Raw genomic sequence first — 22,366 nt, 5'->3', positions numbered from 1 at the left:
TATTGCCCGCTCCGGCGCGCCGCGCAATGCACACCCCTGCACACGGTGTGTGCGTGCCACGGGAAGGTCCCACGGGGCCCGCAACGGCCGGCACCGCGTAAACCGGCGTCCTACCACCACTTTCAGGTTTACCACGTGGCATACTCGTCCCATGGACGATCCCAGTCACCCCCGGAAGCATCCTCGGCGCAGACCGGCGGCGCTCGCCGGAACCATTGCCCTGCTCGCATTGGTTGCGGGCGTCGCGACACTGGTCGCGGGCAGCGGGCAGGTGGCCGAATTCGGCTGGTTCGCCTACGCGCCCCTGAGCGAAGGCGCCTTCGCCCCCGGCATGGTATTTCTCGGCCCGCAGCAAATCACCGGCTGGCTGCTTGTCGCCCTGGCCGCCTGCGCCGCCGCATTTTGTGCGGGCCTGGTCATAGGAAGGCGGAAGAGCTGAATCCCGGGACTACGCCCCGGCCAGCTCCGCGTGCTGCGCGTATTCGGCCAGCAGATCGGCGATGAACGTCTCGGTCGAGTAGCCGGGCAGCAGGTCGTCGGCGGCGCCGACGGTGGCCGCGTCCATCGGGATTTCCATCGCCCGGTAGACGTCGTCCAGCAGCGCGCGGATGGGCGCCGAATCCTCGATCACGAAGACGCTGGAAAACAGCCATGCCCCGGACACCACGCGCTGCGCGGTGCCCACCAGCTTCACGGCGTTCGGCGTTCGGGAGGCGGCCCCCGGCACCCCGTGGACGCTGAACTCCCCGGCACAGTACTCCCCGGCGATTTCCCCCACCCGCGCGTCGATGCCGCCGCGGCGCAGGGCCTCTGCGTAGAGGGCACCCAGGACCTTGAAGCGGTGCTGGTGCCCCATCATGGCCTCGTCGGCCGGTTCTACATGGTCCACGATCACCGTGCCGCGGTGGTAGGCCGCCGCCCGACCACCGGCCTTGCGCACCACCGGGGCAAAGCCATGTTCCAGCGACCGCGCCACCGCAAGCGGATAGCCGGCCAGGCGCACATCGCGCTGCCCGAAAGCCAGGGTCGGATCGGGCCGATAGATCCGCAGCGCCGCCGGCACTTCCCCGTCGCGCACCGCGGCGAGTAGCCCGATTCCTGCCATCAGGTCCGCCTCCGGGTCCCCGGAGGGCTCCTCGATGCGAACGTTCAGCCGGTGATCGACATCGGGATTCCAAAGACTCATGGGCACGATTCTAGGTCCGGATGCGCGGCAGTGAATAATGGATGTCGTGCCGAAACAACTTTCCCCCCTGATCTTGCTGGGAGGGGCCTCCGGATCCGGAAAGTCCTACCTGGCCCACCGCTTCGGCCGACCCCATGTGGAACTCGACAACTTCTACCGCGAGATCTCCGAGCACACCCCCGAGACCCCGCTGCCGCAGACCGGCTACGGCGAAATCGACTGGGACCACGCCGGAACGTGGAACTGCGCCCTGGCTGTTGACGCCCTGGTGGACTTGCTCGAAAGCGGCGCGACAGAGGTCCCGAACTATTCGATCAGCACCTCAAGCTACGACTCGATGCGCCGGATCGAGCTCAATGGCGGCCCGCTGGTCGCCGAGGGAATATTCGTTTCCGAGATCCTGGCCCCGCTGCAGCGCCTGGGGGTTCCAGTGCGGGCGTACTACATCGAGGTCTCGGCCCTGGGCACCGCGATCCGACGGCTCGTGCGCGATGTGCGGGAGCGGCGCAAGCCGCTGCCGTTCCTGCTCAAGCGCGGCTACGCGCTTTTCCGTGCCGATCGGGACATCCGTGCCCGGCACCTGGCCGCCGGTTTTGAACCCGTGAAGAAAAAGGCGCTCAAGGAAACACTGGCCTCAATCACATCCTGAGCAGGTTCTTCGACCACCCCTTGACCTCCGTTTCGGAACGGGTTGGAATGGAGCATGAGGTCCGGATTTTTGCGGCATCGGGCCCCGGATCCGGAGGTGGAGCGTGTTGTCCCCGATACTTGGCTTGCTGGCCATGCTCTTGGGCATGGCCACAGCTTGGCTCATGGTTTCCGGCCCATCACTGGAACAGGATCCCGACGCCCGGTTTTGGTACGGCTTCTGCGGTTTCTGCGTGCTGGCACCGTTGGCACTGGGTGCCGCGCTGGTGAACCCCTTGGCCGGTGTGGCGGTGTTGGTTGCTGCCTGCGGCGCCTGCCTTGCCACCCACCGCTTCCTGGTGCACGAAGTCGTGCAGCGGACGGCCGTGCAGACCGGTTTCCGGCTGCTTGCCGAGCACTCGGCTTTCGAATCGCGGCATGACCAGGTTCTCAGGCAGTGGAGCCGCTACGAACTGGACCCGGCCGCGGCCATTGCAAGCCCGGGGATGAACGATGTCGACGTCCCGGAGACTGCGGCATTGGCCAAGGCCCTGGCGCAGGCCGAACGCCTGCGCGGCCGCCAACCCAACGGCGCGGCCGTTGGAGTTGGGGTTGACTACCGGCGGGCAGTGATCGAACTCGAATCGGCATTCACCAGGGCCGAGCAGTCCCTCGCGGGTTCCTCCAGCCGAGTGGTTCCGGGGGCTAGGATCCCGCCGGGGCCGGACGCACCGTGAGTATCTGCTCGCTGCGCCCGAACGGTCCGTGCACGTCGTGCAGCACCGCGCTGGTCAGCCCGATGCCGTCGGTTCCGTAGGTCTGCTGCGCCTGGATCCCCAGCCACTGCCCCGCGGGCTTGCGGTGCATGTGGATCTGCAGGTCCACGTTCGGGAACATCCAGGACTCGGGCCCCGGCTCCACGCGCGGCGCCACGCCGTTGGCGGTGTCGACCATGCCCAGCAACCGGACCAGGTCCGAGGTGTGCGTACCGGCCACCATTTCGAAGTTGTTGCGCATCCACACGATCCCTTTGCCCGGGCGATGGCCGTCGGCACCACGGAATTCCAGTCCGCGGATGTACCCGCCGGGCCATGGCGACATGCCGTCAAAGGTCACCAATTCCTCGGGGTGGATGACGCCGGCGTCCTCGCTGGCCGCCACCGCGGAGCTGTCAAGGGTCCTCAGGCGCCAGCCGCGGGCGACGATGCAGGTGCGCCCCTGCGAAACCATTTCCGCCTCGATGAGTTCGATGGTGCGGCCCGGGCGGATCATCCTCGTGGTGATTTCGAATTCCCCGCCGTGGATGATCCCGTGGATGTCCAGGCTCACCCGGGCCATGCGCATGTCTGGCCGTGGGGCGAAAAGCTCCAGGGCGTGCACCAGCACCCCGGTGGCCGGGGCCATGTGTTGCTCGTGCGGGTTCCAGGCCCCCTGGGCATGCACCGTGGAACGGTAGGTGCCCACGCCGGTGGGGAGGTAGTAGAAATCCCCCACCGCGAGTTCCGGAAGATTCTGTTCGGCCGCCGTTTGCGTCATGGTCTCTCGTCCCTTGTTCCCGTGGCAACCCTGCCACCGTGTATCCGGGACCCAGCTTAGCGAGCAATGCGACCCGGGCCACAATTCGGCCGCGGAACCGTCCGGTGACCAGTAAAGACCCTTGGCGGGCCGCGAGACCCCGGCGTAGGGTGGGGAACAATCGTCCCGACCCGCCAGGAACGTCCCGACCCGCCAGGAAGAGATACCGATGCCCACTGTCGCCGAAACCATGATCGCAACCCTCAAGGCCAACGGAGTCAAAAGGATCTACGGGGTGGCGGGAGACTCGCTCAATGGGCTCACCGATGCCATGCGCAAGGACGGGTCCATCGCCTGGCTCCCGGTGCGGCACGAGGAGACCGCCGCATTCGCCGCCGGTGCCGAGGCGGAGATGACCGGCAACCTCACGGTGTGCGCCGGAAGCTGTGGCCCGGGAAACCTGCATTTGATCAACGGGCTCTACGACGCCAACCGCAACCGCGTCCCGGTGCTGGCCATCGCGGCGCACATCCCCACCGGCGAGATCGGCAGCAACTACTTCCAGGAGACCCACCCGGCAGAGCTCTTCCGTGAGGCCAGCGTGTTCTGCGAGACGGTCTCGGCCCCGGAGCAGATGCCGCGGCTGCTGGAAATCGCCATGCGCACCGCGATCGAACGGCGCGGGGTCGCGGTGCTGGTCATCCCCGGGGACGTCGCCCTGGCCGAGGCCAAGGGCACGCGCGCCTCGGTGCTCAACGCCAGCCGCTCCGCCGTCCTGCCCCACGCCGAGGACCTGGCCCGGGCGGCCGATCTGCTGAACGCAGCCAAGCGGGTTACCATCCTGGCCGGCGCCGGGGTGGCCGGCGCGCACGCACAGGTCATGGAGATCGCAGGTCTGCTGGGCGCCCCGGTGGTGCACGCGCTGCGCGGCAAGGAGCACATCGAGTACGACAATCCCTACGACGTCGGGATGACCGGCCTGCTCGGGTTCGCCTCCGGGTACCGGGCCATGGACGCCGCCGACACCATCCTGCTGCTGGGCACCGACTTCCCCTACCAGCAGTTCTACCCGCAGGATGCGAAGATCATCCAGGTCGACGTGCGCGGGGAACAGCTGGGGCGGCGCACCCCGATCGACGCGGGGCTGGTCGGCACGGTGGCCGACACCCTGGAGGTGCTGGCACCGCTGTTGAAACGCAAGGCCGACACCACGCACCTGCAGGACGCGCAGAAACACTACCGCAAGACCCGCGAGAAGCTTGACGACCTGGCCACCCCATCGCGCCGGGGCGCGAAGATCCATCCGCAGTATGTCGCCCGCACCCTGGACGAACTGGCGGACGACGACGCCGTCTTTCTGGCGGACGTCGGGTCCCCGGTGGTCTGGGCGGCCCGCTACCTCACCATGAACGGACGGCGCCGGCTGCTGGGATCCTTCAGCCACGGCACCATGGCCAACTCAATCCCGCAGGCCATCGGAGTCCAGGCCTCCCATCCGCAGCGCCAGGTCGTGACGCTCTCGGGCGACGGCGGACTGGCCATGCTCATGGGCGATTTGCTCACGCTGGTCCAGTCGAAGCTGCCGGTTAAGGTCGTGGTCTTCAACAACTCGTCGCTGAACTTCGTGGAACTCGAGATGAAGGCCGCCGGGTTCGTGACCTTCGCCACCGACCTGTCCAACCCCAACTTTGCCGACGTCGCCACGGCCATGGGCATCCGCGGGTTCCGGGTGGAAAAATCCAAGGACCTGCCGGATGTCCTGCGCGAGGCCCTGGCGCACGACGGACCCGCCCTCATCGACGTGGTGACCGATCGGCAGGAACTCTCGATGCCGCCGGCCGTCACCGCGGAGCAGGCAAAGGGCTTTGCGCTCTACGCCGTCCGCACCGTGATGTCGGGAAAGGGCGACGAGCTGCTGGATCTGGCCGCCACCAACTGGCGCCAGCTCTTCTAGAAATATGTATGGGGGCCGGAACATCGGCGCAGCCCCAAGGCCGGGCAGGCTTGCCGATTCCCCTGGGTCGGTTCGAAGCCGGCCGTCTTCGCACCGCGGTGTACGGCCAGAACAATTCGCGCTTCATGGCAGGCATGTCTTTTTGCCGTCCAGATTGGCGCCGTCCGGATTTGGCCGATGGCTACCGAGTTGCTGGTGCCCCATTTGCGAACCCACTCTGGCCAGAGCCGTCATCCAGGCCGATCCGCGATAGGTTCCCGCTCCGGCATCGAAGGGGTCCCATCGCAACATTTACTGACCTTGAGTCAGAACTCTTGCGTTAATCGCAAATATGAGTCTAGGGTTGCACCATGCCCGAACCAGAGAACATCCCCTCGGGGATAGCCGAGCGCATCCGCGAGGCCATCCGCAACACCGGCCTGCCGCAGCGCAAGATCGCACGCCGGACGGGATTCGAAGAGTCCAAGCTGTCCAAGTCGCTCAGCGGCACCAGGAAATTCACCAGCGAGGAAATCGTCCTGTTGGCAACCGTGACCGGCGTGACGGCCAATTGGCTTATCACCGGTTCGGATGCGGCGCAGACACCTTCCGCGGCACCACCGGCAGACATCCTTCCGAAGCGTCACCGGGAAGACGAAAAGCATGCCCAGCGCCGTCGAAGCATCATTGAACGTGCCTGGTGGCTGTTTTCCGAACAAGGCTATGCAGCGGTGCGCATCGCAGACATCGCCAAGGATGTCGGTGTCAGCACGCCAACGGTGCATTATTATTTCCCATCAAAGCAGGCCCTGTTTGCCGAAACCCTGCACTATTCGGTAAAACTCGCCTACGACCGACAGGTTGCCGGGTTGCAGCCGATCACCGATCCGGTGGCACAGCTCAAGCGCCTTGTCGAGCTCCAGCTTCCCCTCGGGGCCGAAGGGCGCGCCGAGTGGTCCATCTGGCTGCAGACCTGGACCAAGCTCGCCGTTAGAGAGGGAGGGCTCGACACCCATTCCCCAGGCTACCGGCGCTGGACCTCGACTGTGCATGACATCATCTCCGCCGGACAAAAAACAGGACACTTTGTGACCGTCGATGCCGGCACCCTAACCGCCGAGCTGACCGCCATGTTCGACGGAATGGGAATCCAGGTCTTGACAGGAAACCTGACTCCAAGTCAAATGTTCGCAAATATTTGCGGTTTTATCGACCGCACCATCATCCAACAGCAAGGAGCGACATCATGAGTCGTAAAGTCATCGTCACCTGCGCCCTCACGGGGGCCGGAGACACGACATCACGGAGCGAGCACGTTCCGGTTTCCCCGGACCAGATCGCTGCCGACGCCATCGCCGCCGCCCGGGCCGGGGCCTCAGTGGTGCACATCCACGTCCGGGACATCGCAACGGGCCAAGGTTCCCGCGACGTGGCCCTGTACAGGGAGGTCGTGCGCCAGGTGAAGGCCTCGGACGTGGACCCGGTAATCAACCTCACCGCAGGAATGGGCGGGGACCTCTTCATCGATCCTGCCAACCCCACCGTGCACATGCCGGGCACCGACCTGGTTTCCGGGCTGGAGCGCCTGGCCCACGTCGAGGAACTGCGCCCCGAAATCTGCACCATCGACTGCGGTTCGCTGAACTTCGGCGAAGGCTCCCAGCTCTATGTCAGCACCCCCGACATGTTGCGCGAAGGCGCCGCACGGATCCGGGACCTCGGGGTAAAGCCGGAGATGGAAATCTTTGACACCGGCAACCTGTGGTTTGCCAACGTCATGGTCGAGGAGGGCCTCATCGCTCCCCCGCCGCTTTACCAGATCTGCATGGGCATCCCTTACGGGGCACCGACCGATCCCGGCCTGCTGCAGGCCATGGTGAACATGCTGCCCGATGGCGCCCAGTGGACCTCGTTTGCCATTGGCCGCAACCAAATGCCGTGGGTCGCGCAATCGGTACTGCTCGGCGGCCACGTGCGCGTGGGCCTGGAAGACAACCTGTACCTGTCCAGAGGGGTCAAGGCCACCAACGCTCAGTTGACCGAACGCGCCATCACGATCGTTGAATCGATGGGCCACTCGGTGGCCACCCCGGACGAAGCCCGTGACATCCTCAAGCTCGATAAGGCGGCCTAAGCATGGTCACGTACCCCAAGTTCGAAGACATCTCGAGTGTTGCCTGCGTTGGAGTGGGCACCATCGGCGGCGGCTGGGCCGCCTACTTCCTGTCCCGCGGCCTGAGCGTCCGAGCGTGGGACCCCTCCCCTGATGCCGAAGCGAAGCTGCGCAGACTCATCGACGCGGCCTGGCCGGCGTTGACCGCGCTCGGTCTTGCCGAGAACGCTTCCAGGGACAACTTCACCGTCCACGCCGACTTGAACGAGGCTGTTCGCGGAGTCGGGTTCGTCCAGGAGAGTGCACCGGAGAATCTGGAGCTGAAGCAGGACCTGCTGGCACGGATCGCCGAGGCCGTCTCCCCCGAGGTGGTCATTGGTTCCTCCACGTCCGGATACGGGATGACCGAGATGGCGCAGAAGGCGGAGGACCCGTCCCGTCTTGTCGTTGGCCACCCGTTCAATCCCCCCTACCTGATCCCCCTGGTCGAGGTTGTGGGAGGTCTGCAAACGGACCCACAGGCCACGAGCTGGGCCTCGGGCTGGTATGAATTCATCGGGAAGTCGGTGATCACCATGGATCGGGAGGTTCCCGGATTCATCGCCAACCGGCTGCAGGAGGCCCTGTGGCGCGAGGCTTTGCACATGGTCGACAACGGCGAGGCCACCGTCGAGCAGATCGACCTGGCAATCACCGACGGCCCCGGACTGCGGTGGCCGCTGCAAGGACCCATGCTCACCTTCCACCTGGCCGGAGGCGAGGGAGGCATGGCACACATGCTTGACCATTTCGGCCCGTCGCTCAAGTCCCCTTGGACACGCCTGGACGCGCCCGAACTAACCGCCACGTTGCGCCAGGATGTCATTGACGGGTGTGACGACGAGGCCGCGGGGCGTTCCTTCGGCGAACTGATAGCCCAGCGCGATGCGGCGATCATTGCCGTTCGCCAGGTGGTGGAGACCATCCGGAGTCCGCAGGGGGTGCAGGCGAAGTGAGTCTCGATCCGTATCGTTGCACGGTGCCGGCCGAGTGGATCGACTACAACGGCCACATGTCCGAGGCCTTCTACGTACTGGGATTCGGTGATGCGACCACCTCGGTGATGAACGCCTTGGGCCTGGACGAGGGCTACCGCCGCTCCAGCGCATGCTCCCTGTACACGGTTGAGGCGCATGTGCGCTACCTGCGGGAGGCTTCCCTCGCCGAGGAACTGGAAATCACCACCTGCATTGTCGCCGCCGGACCCAAGAAGCTGCACCTTGCCCACGAGATGCGCCGAGGATCGGAGCTCATCGCCACGGAGGAAATACTGGGACTCCACGTGGACCAGGGCACCGGCGCCACGATGCCCTTCCCGGCCGACGTCCTGGCCCACATCGCCGCCCACGAGCACAGGACCCCCGATTGGAGTGGCCGATCCATCACTGCATGAATCCTTCGCGCCCTTCACGAGAATCGAGTACGTCTTGAATTCCCACGAATCACCATCCAAACGAACGCCGGGCACCACTCCCAGCCGCCGCGCAGTCCTGGGCAGCGGCATGGCCCTGGGGCTGGGATTGCTGCTCACCGCCTGCGGTTCCTCCGGCGTCGCGTTGCAAAAAGCGCCCACCGGCGACCCGGTCCGCGGGGGTTCTCTGCGGGTGGGCCTGGCAGGCGGCGGGGCCGCAGACACCCTCGACCCCCATTCCCCGGTCAGCACCACGGATATCGCCCGCGTGGTAAACCTGTACGAGTCGCTGCTTTACCGCGACGAGAACTTCGAGCTCAAGCCGTTGCTGGCCCTCAGCGCCGTCCCCGATGCCACGGCCCTGGTGTGGACCGTCGCATTGCGGCCCGGGGTGAAGTTCCACGATGGACGCCCTGTCACCGCCAAGGATGTCGCCGCCACCTTTGCCCGGGTCACCGACCCCGATGACCCCAAGAGCGGGGCCGCGGCCCTGACAATCCTCGACGAGGTCAAGGTCATCGACGACCTGACGGTCGAATTCAGGCTCAACACGCCCACCGCCACCTTCGACGACTCACTGGGGCAATATGCGCTGGGCATCGTCCCGGAGGACTTCGATGTGCAGCACCCGATTGGCACCGGGCCATTCAAGGCCTCCAGCTTCGATCCCGGACTCCGGTCGGTGTTCGTACGCAACGATGCCTACTGGCGGGAGCACGAACCGTACCTGGATGAGCTGACCATCCTGAACTTCTCGGACGACGACGCGATGCTCAACGCCTTGCTGTCCACCCAGGTCGATGCCATCGGCCAGATCCCGCTGGCCCTGCTGGAAGTCATCTCAGCAGATCCCCGCATCAGTATCCTGAACTCCGAAACCGGCGCCTGGCTGCCCTTCACGATGCGCACCGACAAGGCCCCGTTCGACGATGTCCGGGTCCGCCAGGCATTCCGCCTCGCGGTGGACCGGCAACAGATGATCGAACAGGTCCTGAGCGGCAACGGCTCTCTGGGCAACGACCTCTACGCGCCTTTCGATCCGGGCTACGCGAAGCAGCTCCCCCAACGCACCCAGGACATTGGCAAGGCCAAGGCACTGCTTGCCGAGGCCGGCTTCTCCAACGGGCTGGACATCGAATTGGTCACCGCACCAATCCAGGCCGGCGCCGTGGAAGCGGCCCAGGTATTCGCCCAACAGGCCCAAGCGGCGGGGATCCGGGTCAAGATCCGTCGCGTGGACACCACGACGTTCTTTGGTGATGATTACCTGTCATGGACGTTCGCCCAGGACTTCTGGTACACGCGCAATTTCCTGCCCCAGGTCAACAACAGTTCACTGCCGACCAGCCCGTTCAATGAAACCCATTGGGACGACCCGGAGTTCTTGGAGCTGATCGAGTCCGCCACCACCGAGGTCGATGAAACCAAGCGCAACGCGCTGATCACCAAGGCGCAGCAGATCGAGTACGAGCGCGGCGGATACATCATCTGGGGCCATCCCAACCAGGCGGACGCCTACCAGAAATACGTGGCGGGGCTGATTCCAAACAAGACCGGCCTGGCCTTGTCGGGCTTCGAATTCCGCCGCGCGTGGATCGGGGTCACCAAATGATCGCCCGCATGATCGCCAAACGACTGCTGGTCAGCCTGGCCATCCTCTTCATCGTCTCCTTGCTGGTGTTCGTGGCCACCCTGCTGCTGCCCGGCGACCCCGCCCAGGCAATCCTGGGCCAGCAAGCCACGCCCGAACGGCTGGCCGCACTGCGGGAGCAAATGAGCCTCAACGACCCGGTGTGGGTGCGCTACTTCACCTGGCTCGGCGGCCTGCTCACGGGCGACCTCGGATACTCGGCTGCCACCGGCGGCCCCGTCACCGCCCTGCTGTCCGACCGCATCGAATCCTCGCTGGTGCTCATGGGCCTTGCCGCACTGATTTCCATTCCGGTCGGCATCGTCGTTGGCACGTTCTCCGCCCTGAAGCGTGGACGGGCCTTCGACAACGCCAGCACCGGTGTTTCCCTGGTGTTGGCGTCCCTCCCCGAATTCGTGATTGGAATCGGGCTCGTTGCGTTGTTCTCGACCACCGTATTCAAGGTCCTTCCCTCGGTGACCATGGCCCCTCCCGGCGAGGCGGTGTGGAACCACCCGGTTCAACTGGTCCTGCCCACGGTAACGCTCGCGCTGGTGGTGACCCCGTACATTGTCCGGATGATGCGCGCCACGATGCTCGAGGTGCTGGATTCCGGGTTCGTGGAAATGGCGCGTCTCAAGGGCGTGCCCGAGCGCCAGGTGGTGCTGCGGCACGCGGTGCCCCACGCATTGGCCCCCGTCGCCCAGGTCATCGCAATCCAGCTGGCCTGGATGGCCGGCGGCGTGGTCGTGATCGAATTCCTCTTTAGGTACCCCGGCATCGGCCAGGCGCTGGTGGATGCGGTGACCAACCGCGACGTGCAGGTGGTGCAGGCGCTGTCCATCCTGATCGCCGCGGCCTACATCGTGGTGAACCTGCTGGCCGATCTGGTGGGAATCCTCACGAATCCGAAACTACGCACGGAGAAGGCCAAATGAGCACCGTCGATGATGTCGTTGAAGCAAATGTGTCACGCTCCCGTCCCCCTCGGCTCCTCGCCCGAATGATGCGTCAGCGCCAGGCCAAGGTCGGCCTGGTGCTGACGGTGGCCGTGTTGCTGATCGCCCTGGCCGGGCCGCTGCTGCTGCCCTGGCTGACCGGGCATACCAGCACCGAATTCACGGGACGCCCGTTCACCCACGTGGGACTGTTCGGCACCGACAACCTAGGCCGAGATGTGCTCTCTCGCTTCCTGGACGGCGGACTGCGATTGATCGCCTACTCAGCGCTTGCCACGGCGCTGGGCATGGTCATCGGTGTCGCCGTGGGAATGACCGCGGCCTATTCCCGCGGACGGGTCGATGCGCTGATCATGCGCGGCAACGACGTGCTTCTGGCCCTGCCGCAGCTGGTCTTCGCGCTGCTGGCCATTACCGTGCTCGGCCCGCAGGGCTGGGTGCTGGTTGTGGTCATTGGAATCACCCACGCCCCGCGCATTGCCCGAGTCACTCGTTCGGCCACCGCATCGGTGATCACCGAGGACTACATCCGGGCCAGCGAAATGTACGCGGTTCCCAGGTACAAGATCCTGCTCACCGAGGTTCTGCCAAATATCACCGGCCCATTGATGGTCGAACTCGGGTTGCGCATGACCTACTCGATTGGCTTTGTCGCGGCGCTGTCCTTCCTCGGGCTGGGCATGCAACCACCCACCGCGGACTGGGGCCTGATGATCAACGAGAGCCGGATCGCCCTGGTCATCCAGCCCTGGGGCGTACTGCTGCCCGTTGCGGCCATCGCAGTGCTGACTGTGGGCACCAACCTCCTGACCGACTCGCTCGCGCGGGCCTCGGCCAACATGAATGCGGGGAAATGACAATGACCACGATCGTGGAGAACGACATCGCGGCAAGTGCGCTGTGCGCCACCGACCTGAGGGTGCAAACCGATGCCGGGGAGGAAATCCTGCACGGGGTCAGCTTCACCCTGGCGCCGGGCCGCATCCTGGCCTTGGTCGGTGAATCCGGCTCAGGCAAGACAACGGCCGGACTCGCATGCATGGGACATTTCCGCAAAGGGCTGTCCAAGGGCACCGGCACGGTGCGCCTGGGCAGCGGGGACCACGGAAACATCATGGATCTGCCCGACGCCCAATTGCGGCGCCTGCGTGGCAAGGTGATTTCCTACGTGCCCCAGGACCCGTCCCTGTCGCTGAATCCGTCCATGCGCATCGGGGAGCAGATTGCCGAAACCCTGCGCGTGCACCAAATCGGCGCCACCGATTCCGAACGCCGGTTGCGGGTTAGTGAAGTGCTGGCCGAGGTCGGCCTGGCCAATGACCCCGCCTACCAGCGGCGCTACCCCCACCAGCTATCCGGAGGACAACAGCAGCGCGTGGGCATTGCGATGGCCTTTGCCTGTCGGCCGTCGGTGATCGTGCTTGACGAGCCGACCACCGGCCTGGACGTCACGACTCAGGCCGTGGTGCTGCAAACAATCGGCGAATTGGCCGAACGGCACCAGGTCGCCGGGCTCTACATCACGCACGACCTGGCCGTGGTCGCAGAGATCGCCGACGAGGTCGCCGTCATGCTCGAAGGTGACATCGTGGAGCACGGAGCGACCGACCAGGTACTCTTCGCCCCGCGACACGGATACACGCGCAGACTGCTCGCCGCAGTTCCTGATCTCGCCGGCAAACGCCGGGTGGGCCAGGTGGAGGCAATCACCGGAGAACAGCCGTTGGTCGTCGCCGGCCCCCACGGCGTGCCGGACACCACCGGCTCCACACCGCTCGTTGACGACGCCAAGCCCTTGCCCGGCAACCTGCCACGGCCAGCTTCCGTTGCGGTGGCGGCTCGTCCGCTGCTGCAACTGAGCGACCTGGCCCTGTCATATGGCAAACACGCGGTTCTGGACGGGATCGATTTCCAGTTGCTGGAGGGAGAGTCAATGATGCTGCTGGGCGAGTCGGGGTCCGGCAAGACCACCCTCTCGCGCTGCGTGGCCGGGCTAAATGATGCCTACACCGGTTCGATCGAGCTTTTCGGAGAGAGGCTGGCCACCGGCACGCGGATGCGGTCATCCGAGGACCGGCGGCGGATCCAATACATCTTCCAGTCGCCATTCTCATCACTGAACCCGCGTCGAACCATCGCCGATTCGGTGGGTGTCCCATTGCAGATGTCGGGAATCAACGACAAGCGCAAACGCCGCGCCTTGGTCCGTGAAGCCTTGGACCAGGTAAAGCTCGGCGAACGCTACATGGAACGCCGTCCCGGAGATCTCAGCGGCGGTGAACGCCAGCGCGCGGCGATTGCCCGTGCCCTGGTCAATGCCCCCTCGCTGCTGGTCTGCGACGAGATCACCAGCGCCCTGGACGTCTCGGTGCAAGCCTCGATCCTGGATCTGTTGCGCACGCTGCAGACCGACCACAACATGTCGATGCTTTTTGTCACGCACAACATCGCCCTGGCCCGGCATATTTCCCAGCGTCTTGCCGTATTGCAAAAGGGAAAGATCGTGGACATGGACACTACCGAAGAGGTGCTCAACAACCCGCAGCACCACTACACGCAGGAACTGCTGGCCAACGTCCCGGCGTTCAAGTAAGGGAGAACATGGACACGTCACGTGAAAAACCCCGGACCCGCCACAATGACGGGCTGCCACAGCCCGGGTTCGAGATGCTGTCAGGAGTCTTCGCCCGGCACCTGGCAGCGGCCGAAGGCGGCATGGCCTTCTGCGTGTACCGAGAGGGCAAGCCCCTGGCCCGGTTCTACGGCGGCACCACGGTCAAGAACGGTGCCACCCCCGCTTCGGGCACCGGAATTCGTCAGGCGTGGTCCGAAAAAACCATGGCAGTCTTGTTTTCCGGCACCAAGGGCCTGATGGCCACCATTGCCGCGATCCTGATTGATCGGCGCGTCCTGGACCCGGAAGCCACCGTCGCTTCGTACTGGCCCGAATTCGCGGGGGCCGGCAAGCAGGATGTCACCGTCGCCCAAGTGCTCAGCCACACGGTTGGCCTCGTCTTTGTCGACCCGGACCCCGACGATAGCCTGCGATACGACAACCGGGCCGTGGCAGCGGTCCTGGCGGCTCAGTCGCCCTTGTGGGAACCGGGCACCAAGGTCGCTTACCACGCACTGACCTACGGGTACCTGGCGGCCGAGCTATTCTTCCGCGTAACGGGAAAGAGCCCGGGTGAACTGGTTGGGGAATTGCTCGCTGTGCCGCTGGACCTGGACATTCACTTGGGTCTACCCGAATCACTGGACGGGCGACTGGCCACCATTTTCCGGTCGGAGAATTATGCGATCTCCACGTTCCTGCAGGATCCGGAACGGCGGAGGATCGTGGATCGGATGTACGCGGGCTCCCTCACCGGAATCGGCGATCCGTTCAATTCCGTGGAAATGAGGCGAGCGGAGATGGCCTCCGGCGGAGGCATTGGCACCGCCGATGCAATGGCATCCCTCTATTCCCAACTGGCCAGGCCACTTTCACCGCTGTTGTCCGCCGGGGCCCTGGCGTCCTCCACTGCGACCTGGTCCGAGGGCGTAGACGCAGTCAATGACCGGCCACTGCGCTTCGGGCTTGGCTATGAGTTGGCCGATCCCCTGGGAACTTATGGCCCAGTCGCCCCGGCCTTCGGGCATTCCGGTGCCGGTGGCGGATTGCATGGGGCCTGGCCGGGAAAGAACATAGGATTCTCGTTCTTGACCAACGAAATGCTTGCCGAAGACCAGGACCGCCGGGCCAAAGACCTGCTGGGAGCCCTTGCTCGCATTGTCTGACCCCGATCCTTGTATGCCCGAAGGTATCGAGCGGGAGACATCGGGGGCATCCGCAGCCGAACAGGTGGTGAATGGCACCCTCTCTTTTTTGGCTAGCTACGTTGCCCGATCGCGGCAACCGCACCGGCGCGCAGGGCGGCCACCGCCGCGTCGGTCTCTTCCTGGATGAGGTCGGCGTTGACCATGGCGCCCACGCGCAGCCCGTCTGCGGCCGCCATCATCACCTGGGCCATGGGGTCACGGGTGTTCCCCGCCGCCCACAGGCCCGGGATTTCCGTCTTGCCCATTTCGTCGGTGGCAACGTACGTGCCGATGCCCGACGGGTGTGCCGTCGCCTCCAGGCCCAGCCCCGACAGGGCCGGGACCCCGGCCGCGAAGTGCGGCATGACGACCAGGGCATCGACCGACTGCTCGACTCCGTCCCGGAAGACCACGTGGGACAGGTGGTTGTCGTTGCCGCGTACTGCGATGATTTCCCGATGCACGACGCGGATGCCCCGTGCCTCCAGCTTTTCCCGCTCGATCGGATCGAATTCCCGCTCCGGCGCGGTGTACAAGGTGACGCGATCGCTCAACTGCCTGAACATCAGGGCCTGGTGGACGGCGAAGGGGCTGTCCAAGACGGCAATGTCCTGGTCCCTGACCTCCCAGCCGTGGCAATAGGGGCAGTGCAACGCGTTCTTCCCCCAGTACGCCTCCAGTCCCTCGACTTCCGGAAGCGTGTCGCTGACCCCGGAGGCGAGGATGATCCTGCGGGCGGCGAGTATAGTGCTGTCGTCCAACTCGATCCCGAACCCGTCGGCGTTCCGCCGGGTCGCCGAAGCGCGGGCGTCGCGGAACCGGACGCCGTAGCCCTCCGCCTCTTTCCGACCGAGGGCGAGCAGCTCGCGCGGCGGCAGTCCGTCGCGCGTGAGGAAGTTGTGCACGCCCTCGGCCGGGGCGTTGCGAGGTTCCCCGGCATCGATGACGACGACGCTGCGTCGCGAGCGTCCCAGCGCCTGGGCTGCGGCCAGTCCCGCCGCTCCCCCGCCGATGATGGCCACGTCGAATGTATCCGGCGTCGTGTTCATGGTTCATGCTCCCTGGTTCGTGTTTTCACCGGGGAAATCCGGTGCACCACCCAGCATGGACCCATCTCCCAACTTCTGGCAATCATTTTTGCCGTTATGGCAAAATGGGACCATGGAACAAGACATGGACAGCACCCTCGCACAAGTGGGGCCCCGGCTGCGCAGCCTGCGGAACGGCAGCAACCACACCCTGCAGGAGCTCTCGGCGCAGACCGGCATCTCGGTCAGCACCCTCTCCCGGTTGGAATCGGGCCAGCGCCGGCCCACCCTGGAACAGCTCTTGCCGCTGGCGCGCGCCCACGGCGTGCCCTTGGACGACCTCGTGGGAGCTCCGGCCACCGGGGACCCGCGAATCCATATCAAGCCCATTGTCCGCCACGGCATGACCATCCTGCCGTTGAGCCGCGGGTCCGGCGGCGGCCTCCAGGCGTTCAAGCACGTGATCCCGGCCGGCAAAACCGTTGCCGACCCGCCGCTGGCGACCCACGAGGGCTACGAATGGCTCTATGTCCTGAAGGGCAACCTGAGGTTGCGGCTCGGGGACCACGACCTGGTGCTGCCCGCCGGAGAGGCAGCGGAATTCGATACGCACACCCCGCACTGGTTTGGGCTGGCGGACGGGCAGGGCGTGGAGTTCCTCAGCCTCTTTGGCCCGCAGGGCGAACGCATGCATGTTCGGGCCAGGCCAACACGGAAGACCCCTGCGGTTTCCTAGCACGCCCGGCAGGTCGGGCTGTCCTGCCGGCCCACGTCTGCTGAAAGTCAGGCGCACTAATATGGGCTCACTTCGGTGCGGTGCCAGGCGGGCCGCTGAGCACGGTGGGGACGTATTCGAGCAGCTGAAGCCGTCCGTCGAAGGTTCTGCTGTCCACCATTTCGAGTGCCACGTCAGGATACCCGTCGTAGATGCGTTCCCTCCCGGTCCTGCCCGTGATCACGGGAAAAACGACTAACCGGAAGCGGTCCACGAGTCCCGCGGTCAATAGCGACCGGCTCAGGCTGAGGCTACCGAGGGTGCTCATCGGCCCGTTGCCGCTCCGTTTCATCTCGGCCACGGCCTCGACCGCGTCCCCGCCCACCAGCCTCGAATTCGGCCAACTCAGGGGCGCCCGCAGGGACGAGGAGAAGACGACTTTGGGCACGTCGGCAAGGCCCGTCAGACTGGCGGCTTCGGTCTCGGAGAATCCGGAATCCGCGGCCGCCGCCTCCTCTGACATGGCGGACATCAACCGGTAGGTGTTCGCGCCGAGGAGGTAGGTGTACTGCTTCTGCCCTTCCCGCTCGAGCCAGGCGAGGTATTCCGGTGCCTCCAGGCCCCACCAGCCGGGCCATCCCTCGGCCGATGCGTACCCGTCCAGGGAAATGATCAGGTCCACCATCAGCTCCGCCGACGACGCCTCGGCCGTAGTCTCGCCCATGACGTTCTCCCCGATCCGATCGACGTAGCCCTCTGCCGGTCCCCTCTCCCGAGGACGGCCATTTCGTTTTCGGGCCTCACCGGCACCGCGACAATCGGGTGCTCTGTCGGTGCCCGTGCCAGCAATGCTAGGCCCGGTCCCATCTGAGTTCAAGGGGTCGGCGAGACTCATCAAGAGTGCTCGCGAAATAGGGTCAGTGCCTCATTTAGCAAGTGCTCGCGAAATAGAGGGAACCCCGAATTGACTCATGGAGAAGATTTCACTTCCGCGGCTCCCCCGGGCGCAGGGTCGAGCCCCGAAAGCACGCAACAGGCAGCGAAGAGCCCGCTATGTGCGGCCATGGCATTGAGAAATCAGCTCCGCCAACCAACCCGGCGACCAGCGACACTGTGAATGCTGCATCCACATCATCCACGGGTCAAGTCCTAGCGCGTACGCAACGTTTCCGTGCGCTCGAAGCGCCCCCGGGCCAGGAAGGCCAACTGCGCTTCCTTCTCCGCCAGCTGGATCTTGGGCCCGAGCTCGAAGCACGTGGCCTCCAGCCGGCGCACTGCCTTGTCATTCCGGGCATCGGGTTCCACCACGATCCGGTCGATGGCGGGGTCGGCGAACATGAAGTTGATCAACGAGGTGACCAGCCGAGGCGTGAAATTCGGGACGGGCCGGGTGGCCGGTGCCAGCAGCAGATGCATCCCGATGTCCTCGACCCGGACAGGGTAGGCCTCGCCCACGGGATCATGCAGTGGCTCGTAGGTCTGGAAGAGGGCCACCGGTTCGCCATCGAGCAGCACCAGGAACGCGTGGTGCGTCTCAAGCGACTCGAGGAACTGGTAGACCTCCAGGACGTCGCTGCGGGAGTACTGGGTCATGCCCCAGAACCGGGCACGGTCCTGCGTAACCCAACCGTGGATGAGGTCGAGGTCTCCCTCCGGGGACAGCGGCACGATCCGTACCGTCCCCCAGGATTCGAGGTCCTCGGTGTAGAGGGCGGTGCGAAGGCCGAGATCCTGGGCCGTTGTGGGGGTGGTTTTCATGGGGTCCTTCCGGATGGGGGTTCCGTGGCAAGAGAGGGGTCTTTGACCAGCAGGTTCCAGTCCGTGATGACCGGAACGAGGCCTCCGGCCGCCCAGAGCGGCAGTTGGTCGGAAAAATGGGGGCTTTCAGGGTTGCCGTCCGCGCCAAACGGGACGACCCAGCGGGAATTGGCGCGGTCCGCGAGGTCCCAGACGTAGCGGGCCACCGGGCCGCGGAAGCTGCGGTCCTCGACACCGGGCAGGGACTCGGTGGAGAGCACGCAGCCGGTGTCCCCGGAAAGGGCCGCGGTCGGGACTCGGGACGCGAGCCTGTCGGGGAGCTCGTGCACGGCAAGGAGCGTGTGTCGCTCGCCCCACTTTTGCTCCGATCCGGCGGAGGCCTCGGCCAGGGCCGCGGCGGCCTCCACCGCAGGGTCGATCCCCAGCTCCGTGCCGCGAAGCAACAGGGTCTCAACGGCGAAGCCCACCCGGGACGCCACGGAAAGCCACGGCCCGAACAGCGGCGCATACCCGTGTGCTCCGGCCAACGGCTCCAGGGCAGGATGCCGGGCAATCCCGTGGACCAAGGCCGAGCGCCACGCGGCGAACGCCCCTGCGTCGGGACTGTCCGAGGACATGTGGCCGTCCCATTCGAGGATGCGGGAGCGGAGCCGGGCGGCGGCGGGCGGCAACACACCGGCATCGAGCGATTTCAGCAGGGCACGAAAGGCGGGCAGCGAGCCGAGCAGGGTGTCCGAATGGATGGCCTGCATGGCGTCCACGGTGAGGGGTGCGGCCTCCGGGGCTTCCAGGAGTTCGCGGATCCGCCGGTCGCGGTGGGCGGGGGCGAATTCCATCCCGACGGGGTCCCCGCCGCCTGCTTCGCGGTCGTTGGCGCTCACCTCAAAACGGTCCACCCCGGTCCTCGGCAGCCGAACATAGCTGCCGTCCCAGGCATGCTCGGGCGAGGCCGCCGGCACCGGCACGCGCCGGTTCTCGTGGTTCCGCTCCGGCACCAACCCGGCGAGGAAGTGCCGGACAGTTCCTTCGGTGTCCGCGGCGAGAACGCTGTTCACCGGCTCCACCCACCGTTGCAGCGCCGTCTCCACCTCGTCGACGCGGCGGCTGCGCAGCAGCGGCAGGAGTGCATCGAAACCCAGCCGCCGCTCGACCCGGGCCGGCATCCGCAGGCTCAACGCGCCACCATTTAGCCCCCCGGCGATGACCGGACCGCGGGTAGTCTCGATAACCTCCACGTCCTCGGACTCGCCGCCTCGGACCAAGATCATCTCGACGCCCGCGACCACGGATTCCCAGCCCAGGGGGCCGCGGGCCTGGATGCCGTCTTCGCTCCGGCGCAGCTCTTCTTCGAAGAGGTCCTGGTAATCGGCCATGGCGTTGGTGATGGCCCAGGCGGTGTGGCCGGTGTGGCCGAAGTGCGGAAGACCCGGAACACCGGGGAAGGCGAAGCCGATTGCGTCGAATTCCGGACAGGAAAGGTGAACCTGCTGGTAGACGCCGGGCAGCTCCAGCAGGCGGTGCGGATCGCCGGCGATCAGCGGGGATCCGCCCGCGGTTGCCGACCCATGGGCGGCCCAGGCATTGCTGCCGGAGAACACCGGGGCCTCGATGCTGAACAGGTCAACGGCGTCTGGTCCGAGGGTCCGGGCGACATGGGCGCGGAAGAGCTTGTTCGGGAACGTGGAGAAGAGGATGTGCTGGACGAGAAACACCCCCAGGGGGGTCCACGGGTTCCACCGTGCCGGAGCGGTGCCGGACTCCTCGAATTCCGGTCCTCCGCGCACCCCGGCCTCGAGCGCCTGGTTGATGCCGGCCACGAAGCTGGTGCACCAGCGCTGAGTGTCGGCGTCGAGGGCCTCGAAGCAGCGACGCGCAGTGTCGTTGAGCCTGCACTGCCGGGAGAAGCGGTCCCACGGCAGGCCGTCGGCGCCCAGCATTTCAGCGGTGCGTCCCTCGGAGCGCCAGCGTTCCAGTTCGATCTGCCATGAACGGTCCGTGGCGGCGTTCACGCCCTGCAGGCGCGCCAGCTGGTCCGCGGAATCGGCACGCAGATGCGGGATCCCCCAGGCATCGCGGTAAGTGCCTGCGCCCGGGGCATTGCCGGAGGTGTGGTTGCCGGGGCCGGCGGGGTCAGGCGTCTTTGTCACAGGGGCACTCTCGAAGTTAGGTTAGGCTTACTTTAGTCAAAGATAGATGACTGGGGGCGCCTACTCAAAACCGGGGCGTTGCGTGAAGGAGTGTTGTATGAAGCGCAGCTGGCATGCCCCAAGGGCATGGGTCCCAGAATTTCACCGCGGCGCTGCCGCGTCCTGGTGGACCCCGATCCCGCGGACGGAACTTTCATCCTGACTTTCAGACGGCTCGACGCCGTGCAGGACCCCCGTCTCGGCATTGCGGGAATACCGGCGCGACGCACTTCACAGGCGAATCGTTAACCACGAAACCGCTGGCGACCGGATAGGAACGCCAGCGGTTTTCGCCACCTCACTCGAAAATCACCAAGGGCGCCGACTTCACCGTGGTGGTGACGCCGGCGCCCATGGGCCGATGTGGTTGGGCTGGGACCTAGAAGTCCCAGTCCTCGTCTTCGGTGTTGACGGCCTTGCCGATAACGTACGAGGAACCCGAGCCGGAGAAGAAGTCGTGGTTCTCGTCGGCGTTCGGGCTCAGTGCCGAAAGGATCGCCGGGTTAACATCGGTGACCGATGCCGGGAACATGGCTTCGTAACCCAGGTTCATCAGCGCCTTGTTGGCGTTGTAGTGCAGGAACTTCTTGACGTCCTCGGCCAGGCCGACACCGTCGTAGAGGTCGTGGGTGTACTGGACCTCGTTCTCGTACAGCTCGAACATGAGCTCGAAGGTGTAGTCCTTCAGCTCCTGCTTGCGCTCCTCGGAAAGTCCCTCGAGACCCTTCTGGAACTTGTAGCCGATGTAGTAGCCGTGGACGGCCTCGTCGCGGATGATCAAGCGGATCAGGTCTGCGGTGTTTGTCAGCTTGGCGCGGGAAGACCAGTACATCGGTAGGTAGAAGCCGGAGTAGAACAGGAACGACTCGAGCAGGGTCGAGGCGATCTTGCGCTTCAGCGCGTCTTCACCGTAGTAGTAGCTCTCGATGATCTGCGCCTTCTTCTGCAGATTCTCGTTCTCGGTGGACCAGCGAAATGCGTCGTCGATTTCCTTGGTCGAGCACAGGGTCGAGAAGATCGACGAGTAGCTCTTGGCGTGCACGGACTCCATGAACGCGATGTTCGTGTAAACGGCTTCCTCGTGCGGGGTGAGCGCATCGGGGATCAGCGAGACGGCGCCGACGGTGCCCTGCAGGGTGTCCAGCAGGGTCAGGCCGGTGAAGACGCGCATGGTCAGCAGCTTCTCGGGCTCGGTGAGCGTGTTCCACGACTGGACGTCGTTGGACAGCGGGATCTTCTCCGGCAGCCAGAAGTTGTTGACCAGTCGGTTCCACACCTCGACGTCCTTGTCGTCCTGGATGCGGTTCCAGTTGATGGCTTCGACATGGCTGGCCAGCTTCAGCTTCTCAGTCATTTCCGTCCCTCTTCTTGCTAAGTTTTTGGTTGTAACGGGTGCGCGTACGACGGCGGGTTGGAACCCGCCGCCGTACGCATTCGGTTGTTAGGTTATCGCGACCTGGCAACC

21 protein-coding genes are annotated in these 22,366 nt (G+C 65.4%); 14 read left to right on the top strand and 7 right to left on the bottom strand.

Features of this window, described 5'->3' with window-relative positions; genetic code table 11:
• Positions 1–151 precede the first annotated feature (151 nt).
• Positions 152–439, top strand: coding sequence for a hypothetical protein (locus ABD687_RS02080; protein WP_310287698.1), 288 nt, complete (start codon positions 152–154; stop codon positions 437–439).
• 9 nt (positions 440–448) lie between these two features.
• Here the strand turns inward: ABD687_RS02080 and ABD687_RS02075 are convergent, their stop codons facing one another.
• Complete coding sequence (locus ABD687_RS02075) at positions 449–1,186, bottom strand: lipoate--protein ligase family protein (protein ID WP_310287701.1); 738 nt, start codon at positions 1,184–1,186, stop codon at positions 449–451.
• 37 nt (positions 1,187–1,223) lie between these two features.
• Between ABD687_RS02075 and ABD687_RS02070 the strand changes: the two genes are divergently transcribed.
• Positions 1,224–1,835: a uridine kinase family protein gene (locus ABD687_RS02070; protein ID WP_310287704.1), complete on the top strand. Its 612-nt coding sequence runs from the start codon at positions 1,224–1,226 to the stop codon at positions 1,833–1,835.
• A 103-nt stretch (positions 1,836–1,938) separates the two neighbouring features.
• Positions 1,939–2,550 carry a hypothetical protein gene (locus ABD687_RS02065; protein WP_310287707.1) on the top strand — a complete coding sequence of 204 codons (612 nt, stop codon included), beginning with the start codon at positions 1,939–1,941 and terminating at the stop codon, positions 2,548–2,550.
• On the opposite strand, the gene ABD687_RS02060 is transcribed toward ABD687_RS02065, so the two are convergent.
• The gene (locus ABD687_RS02060; protein ID WP_310287710.1) at positions 2,519–3,349 is read right to left on the bottom strand and encodes a thioesterase family protein; all 831 of its coding nucleotides are present in this window, start codon (positions 3,347–3,349) and stop codon (positions 2,519–2,521) included. The two genes, ABD687_RS02065 and ABD687_RS02060, sit on opposite strands and share 32 nt — an antisense overlap.
• Before the next feature lie 208 nt (positions 3,350–3,557).
• On the opposite strand from ABD687_RS02060, the gene poxB reads away from it, so the two are divergent.
• The 10 genes from poxB (at position 3,558) to ABD687_RS02010 (ending at position 15,193) form a co-directional block, all read left to right on the top strand.
• Complete coding sequence (poxB, locus tag ABD687_RS02055) at positions 3,558–5,282, top strand: ubiquinone-dependent pyruvate dehydrogenase (protein ID WP_310287714.1); 1,725 nt, start codon at positions 3,558–3,560, stop codon at positions 5,280–5,282.
• A gap of 350 nt (positions 5,283–5,632) precedes the next feature.
• Positions 5,633–6,511, top strand: coding sequence for a TetR family transcriptional regulator C-terminal domain-containing protein (locus ABD687_RS02050; protein ID WP_310287716.1), 879 nt, complete (start codon positions 5,633–5,635; stop codon positions 6,509–6,511).
• Complete coding sequence (locus ABD687_RS02045) at positions 6,508–7,395, top strand: beta-keto acid cleavage family enzyme (RefSeq protein WP_310287720.1); 888 nt, start codon at positions 6,508–6,510, stop codon at positions 7,393–7,395. Before ABD687_RS02050 ends, ABD687_RS02045 begins: the two co-directional genes overlap by 4 nt.
• 2 nt (positions 7,396–7,397) lie before the next feature.
• Complete coding sequence (locus tag ABD687_RS02040) at positions 7,398–8,369, top strand: 3-hydroxyacyl-CoA dehydrogenase NAD-binding domain-containing protein (protein ID WP_310287723.1); 972 nt, start codon at positions 7,398–7,400, stop codon at positions 8,367–8,369.
• A complete protein-coding gene (locus tag ABD687_RS02035) occupies positions 8,366–8,806 on the top strand; it encodes a thioesterase family protein (RefSeq protein ID WP_310287726.1) in 441 nt (146 codons plus the stop codon). Before ABD687_RS02040 ends, ABD687_RS02035 begins: the two co-directional genes overlap by 4 nt.
• Entirely contained in the window at positions 8,784–10,436 is a 1,653-nt protein-coding gene (locus tag ABD687_RS02030; RefSeq protein ID WP_425566731.1) for an ABC transporter substrate-binding protein, read from the top strand. Before ABD687_RS02035 ends, ABD687_RS02030 begins: the two co-directional genes overlap by 23 nt.
• A gap of 8 nt (positions 10,437–10,444) precedes the next feature.
• Positions 10,445–11,392, top strand: coding sequence for an ABC transporter permease (locus ABD687_RS02025; RefSeq protein WP_377700331.1), 948 nt, complete (start codon positions 10,445–10,447; stop codon positions 11,390–11,392).
• Positions 11,389–12,270 (top strand): ABC transporter permease, encoded by an 882-nt coding sequence (locus ABD687_RS02020; RefSeq protein ID WP_310287728.1) that lies wholly within the window; start codon positions 11,389–11,391, stop codon positions 12,268–12,270. The genes ABD687_RS02025 and ABD687_RS02020 overlap by 4 nt, the downstream gene beginning before the upstream one ends.
• Complete coding sequence (locus ABD687_RS02015) at positions 12,267–14,006, top strand: ABC transporter ATP-binding protein (RefSeq protein WP_310287731.1); 1,740 nt, start codon at positions 12,267–12,269, stop codon at positions 14,004–14,006. The genes ABD687_RS02020 and ABD687_RS02015 overlap by 4 nt, the downstream gene beginning before the upstream one ends.
• An 8-nt stretch (positions 14,007–14,014) precedes the next feature.
• The gene (locus tag ABD687_RS02010) at positions 14,015–15,193 is read left to right on the top strand and encodes a serine hydrolase domain-containing protein (RefSeq protein ID WP_310287733.1); all 1,179 of its coding nucleotides are present in this window, start codon (positions 14,015–14,017) and stop codon (positions 15,191–15,193) included.
• Positions 15,194–15,285: 92 nt separating this feature from the next.
• Here the strand turns inward: ABD687_RS02010 and ABD687_RS02005 are convergent, their stop codons facing one another.
• Complete coding sequence (locus tag ABD687_RS02005; RefSeq protein WP_310287736.1) at positions 15,286–16,263, bottom strand: NAD(P)/FAD-dependent oxidoreductase; 978 nt, start codon at positions 16,261–16,263, stop codon at positions 15,286–15,288.
• Positions 16,264–16,375: 112 nt separating this feature from the next.
• Between ABD687_RS02005 and ABD687_RS02000 the strand changes: the two genes are divergently transcribed.
• Positions 16,376–16,978: a helix-turn-helix domain-containing protein gene (locus tag ABD687_RS02000; protein WP_310287738.1), complete on the top strand. Its 603-nt coding sequence runs from the start codon at positions 16,376–16,378 to the stop codon at positions 16,976–16,978.
• Between the two features lie 67 nt (positions 16,979–17,045).
• On the opposite strand, the gene ABD687_RS01995 is transcribed toward ABD687_RS02000, so the two are convergent.
• The 4 genes from ABD687_RS01995 to nrdF form a co-directional block, all read right to left on the bottom strand.
• The gene (locus tag ABD687_RS01995; protein WP_310287741.1) at positions 17,046–17,681 is read right to left on the bottom strand and encodes a dihydrofolate reductase family protein; all 636 of its coding nucleotides are present in this window, start codon (positions 17,679–17,681) and stop codon (positions 17,046–17,048) included.
• A 425-nt stretch (positions 17,682–18,106) separates the two neighbouring features.
• Positions 18,107–18,715 (bottom strand): GNAT family N-acetyltransferase, encoded by a 609-nt coding sequence (locus ABD687_RS01990; protein WP_310287743.1) that lies wholly within the window; start codon positions 18,713–18,715, stop codon positions 18,107–18,109.
• Positions 18,712–20,862 carry a penicillin acylase family protein gene (locus ABD687_RS01985; RefSeq protein ID WP_310287746.1) on the bottom strand — a complete coding sequence of 717 codons (2,151 nt, stop codon included), beginning with the start codon at positions 20,860–20,862 and terminating at the stop codon, positions 18,712–18,714. Before ABD687_RS01985 ends, ABD687_RS01990 begins: the two co-directional genes overlap by 4 nt.
• A 418-nt stretch (positions 20,863–21,280) precedes the next feature.
• Entirely contained in the window at positions 21,281–22,255 is a 975-nt protein-coding gene (gene nrdF / locus ABD687_RS01980) for a class 1b ribonucleoside-diphosphate reductase subunit beta (protein WP_264269051.1), read from the bottom strand.
• Between the last annotated feature and the right edge of the window lie 111 nt (positions 22,256–22,366).

Source organism: Paeniglutamicibacter sulfureus, from assembly GCF_039535115.1.
GTDB classification, from domain to species: domain Bacteria; phylum Actinomycetota; class Actinomycetes; order Actinomycetales; family Micrococcaceae; genus Paeniglutamicibacter; species Paeniglutamicibacter sulfureus.
This window is presented reverse-complemented; position numbering and strand designations above follow the sequence as displayed.

What these genes read in the sequence shown, in the direction of transcription:
- ABD687_RS02080 (WP_310287698.1), top strand. Translation starts at nt 152, where the DNA reads ATGGACGATCCCAGTCACCCCCGGAAGCATCCTCGGCGCAGACCGGCG.
- ABD687_RS02075 (WP_310287701.1), bottom strand. Translation starts at nt 1,186, where the DNA reads ATGAGTCTTTGGAATCCCGATGTCGATCACCGGCTGAACGTTCGCATC.
- ABD687_RS02070 (WP_310287704.1), top strand. Translation starts at nt 1,224, where the DNA reads ATGGATGTCGTGCCGAAACAACTTTCCCCCCTGATCTTGCTGGGAGGG.
- ABD687_RS02060 (WP_310287710.1), bottom strand. Translation starts at nt 3,349, where the DNA reads ATGACGCAAACGGCGGCCGAACAGAATCTTCCGGAACTCGCGGTGGGG.
- poxB (WP_310287714.1), top strand. Translation starts at nt 3,558, where the DNA reads ATGCCCACTGTCGCCGAAACCATGATCGCAACCCTCAAGGCCAACGGA.
- ABD687_RS02050 (WP_310287716.1), top strand. Translation starts at nt 5,633, where the DNA reads ATGCCCGAACCAGAGAACATCCCCTCGGGGATAGCCGAGCGCATCCGC.
- ABD687_RS02045 (WP_310287720.1), top strand. Translation starts at nt 6,508, where the DNA reads ATGAGTCGTAAAGTCATCGTCACCTGCGCCCTCACGGGGGCCGGAGAC.
- ABD687_RS02040 (WP_310287723.1), top strand. Translation starts at nt 7,398, where the DNA reads ATGGTCACGTACCCCAAGTTCGAAGACATCTCGAGTGTTGCCTGCGTT.
- ABD687_RS02025 (WP_377700331.1), top strand. Translation starts at nt 10,445, where the DNA reads ATGATCGCCAAACGACTGCTGGTCAGCCTGGCCATCCTCTTCATCGTC.
- ABD687_RS02020 (WP_310287728.1), top strand. Translation starts at nt 11,389, where the DNA reads ATGAGCACCGTCGATGATGTCGTTGAAGCAAATGTGTCACGCTCCCGT.
- ABD687_RS02015 (WP_310287731.1), top strand. Translation starts at nt 12,267, where the DNA reads ATGACAATGACCACGATCGTGGAGAACGACATCGCGGCAAGTGCGCTG.
- ABD687_RS02010 (WP_310287733.1), top strand. Translation starts at nt 14,015, where the DNA reads ATGGACACGTCACGTGAAAAACCCCGGACCCGCCACAATGACGGGCTG.
- ABD687_RS02005 (WP_310287736.1), bottom strand. Translation starts at nt 16,263, where the DNA reads ATGAACACGACGCCGGATACATTCGACGTGGCCATCATCGGCGGGGGA.
- ABD687_RS02000 (WP_310287738.1), top strand. Translation starts at nt 16,376, where the DNA reads ATGGAACAAGACATGGACAGCACCCTCGCACAAGTGGGGCCCCGGCTG.
- ABD687_RS01995 (WP_310287741.1), bottom strand. Translation starts at nt 17,681, where the DNA reads ATGGGCGAGACTACGGCCGAGGCGTCGTCGGCGGAGCTGATGGTGGAC.
- ABD687_RS01990 (WP_310287743.1), bottom strand. Translation starts at nt 18,715, where the DNA reads ATGAAAACCACCCCCACAACGGCCCAGGATCTCGGCCTTCGCACCGCC.
- nrdF (WP_264269051.1), bottom strand. Translation starts at nt 22,255, where the DNA reads ATGACTGAGAAGCTGAAGCTGGCCAGCCATGTCGAAGCCATCAACTGG.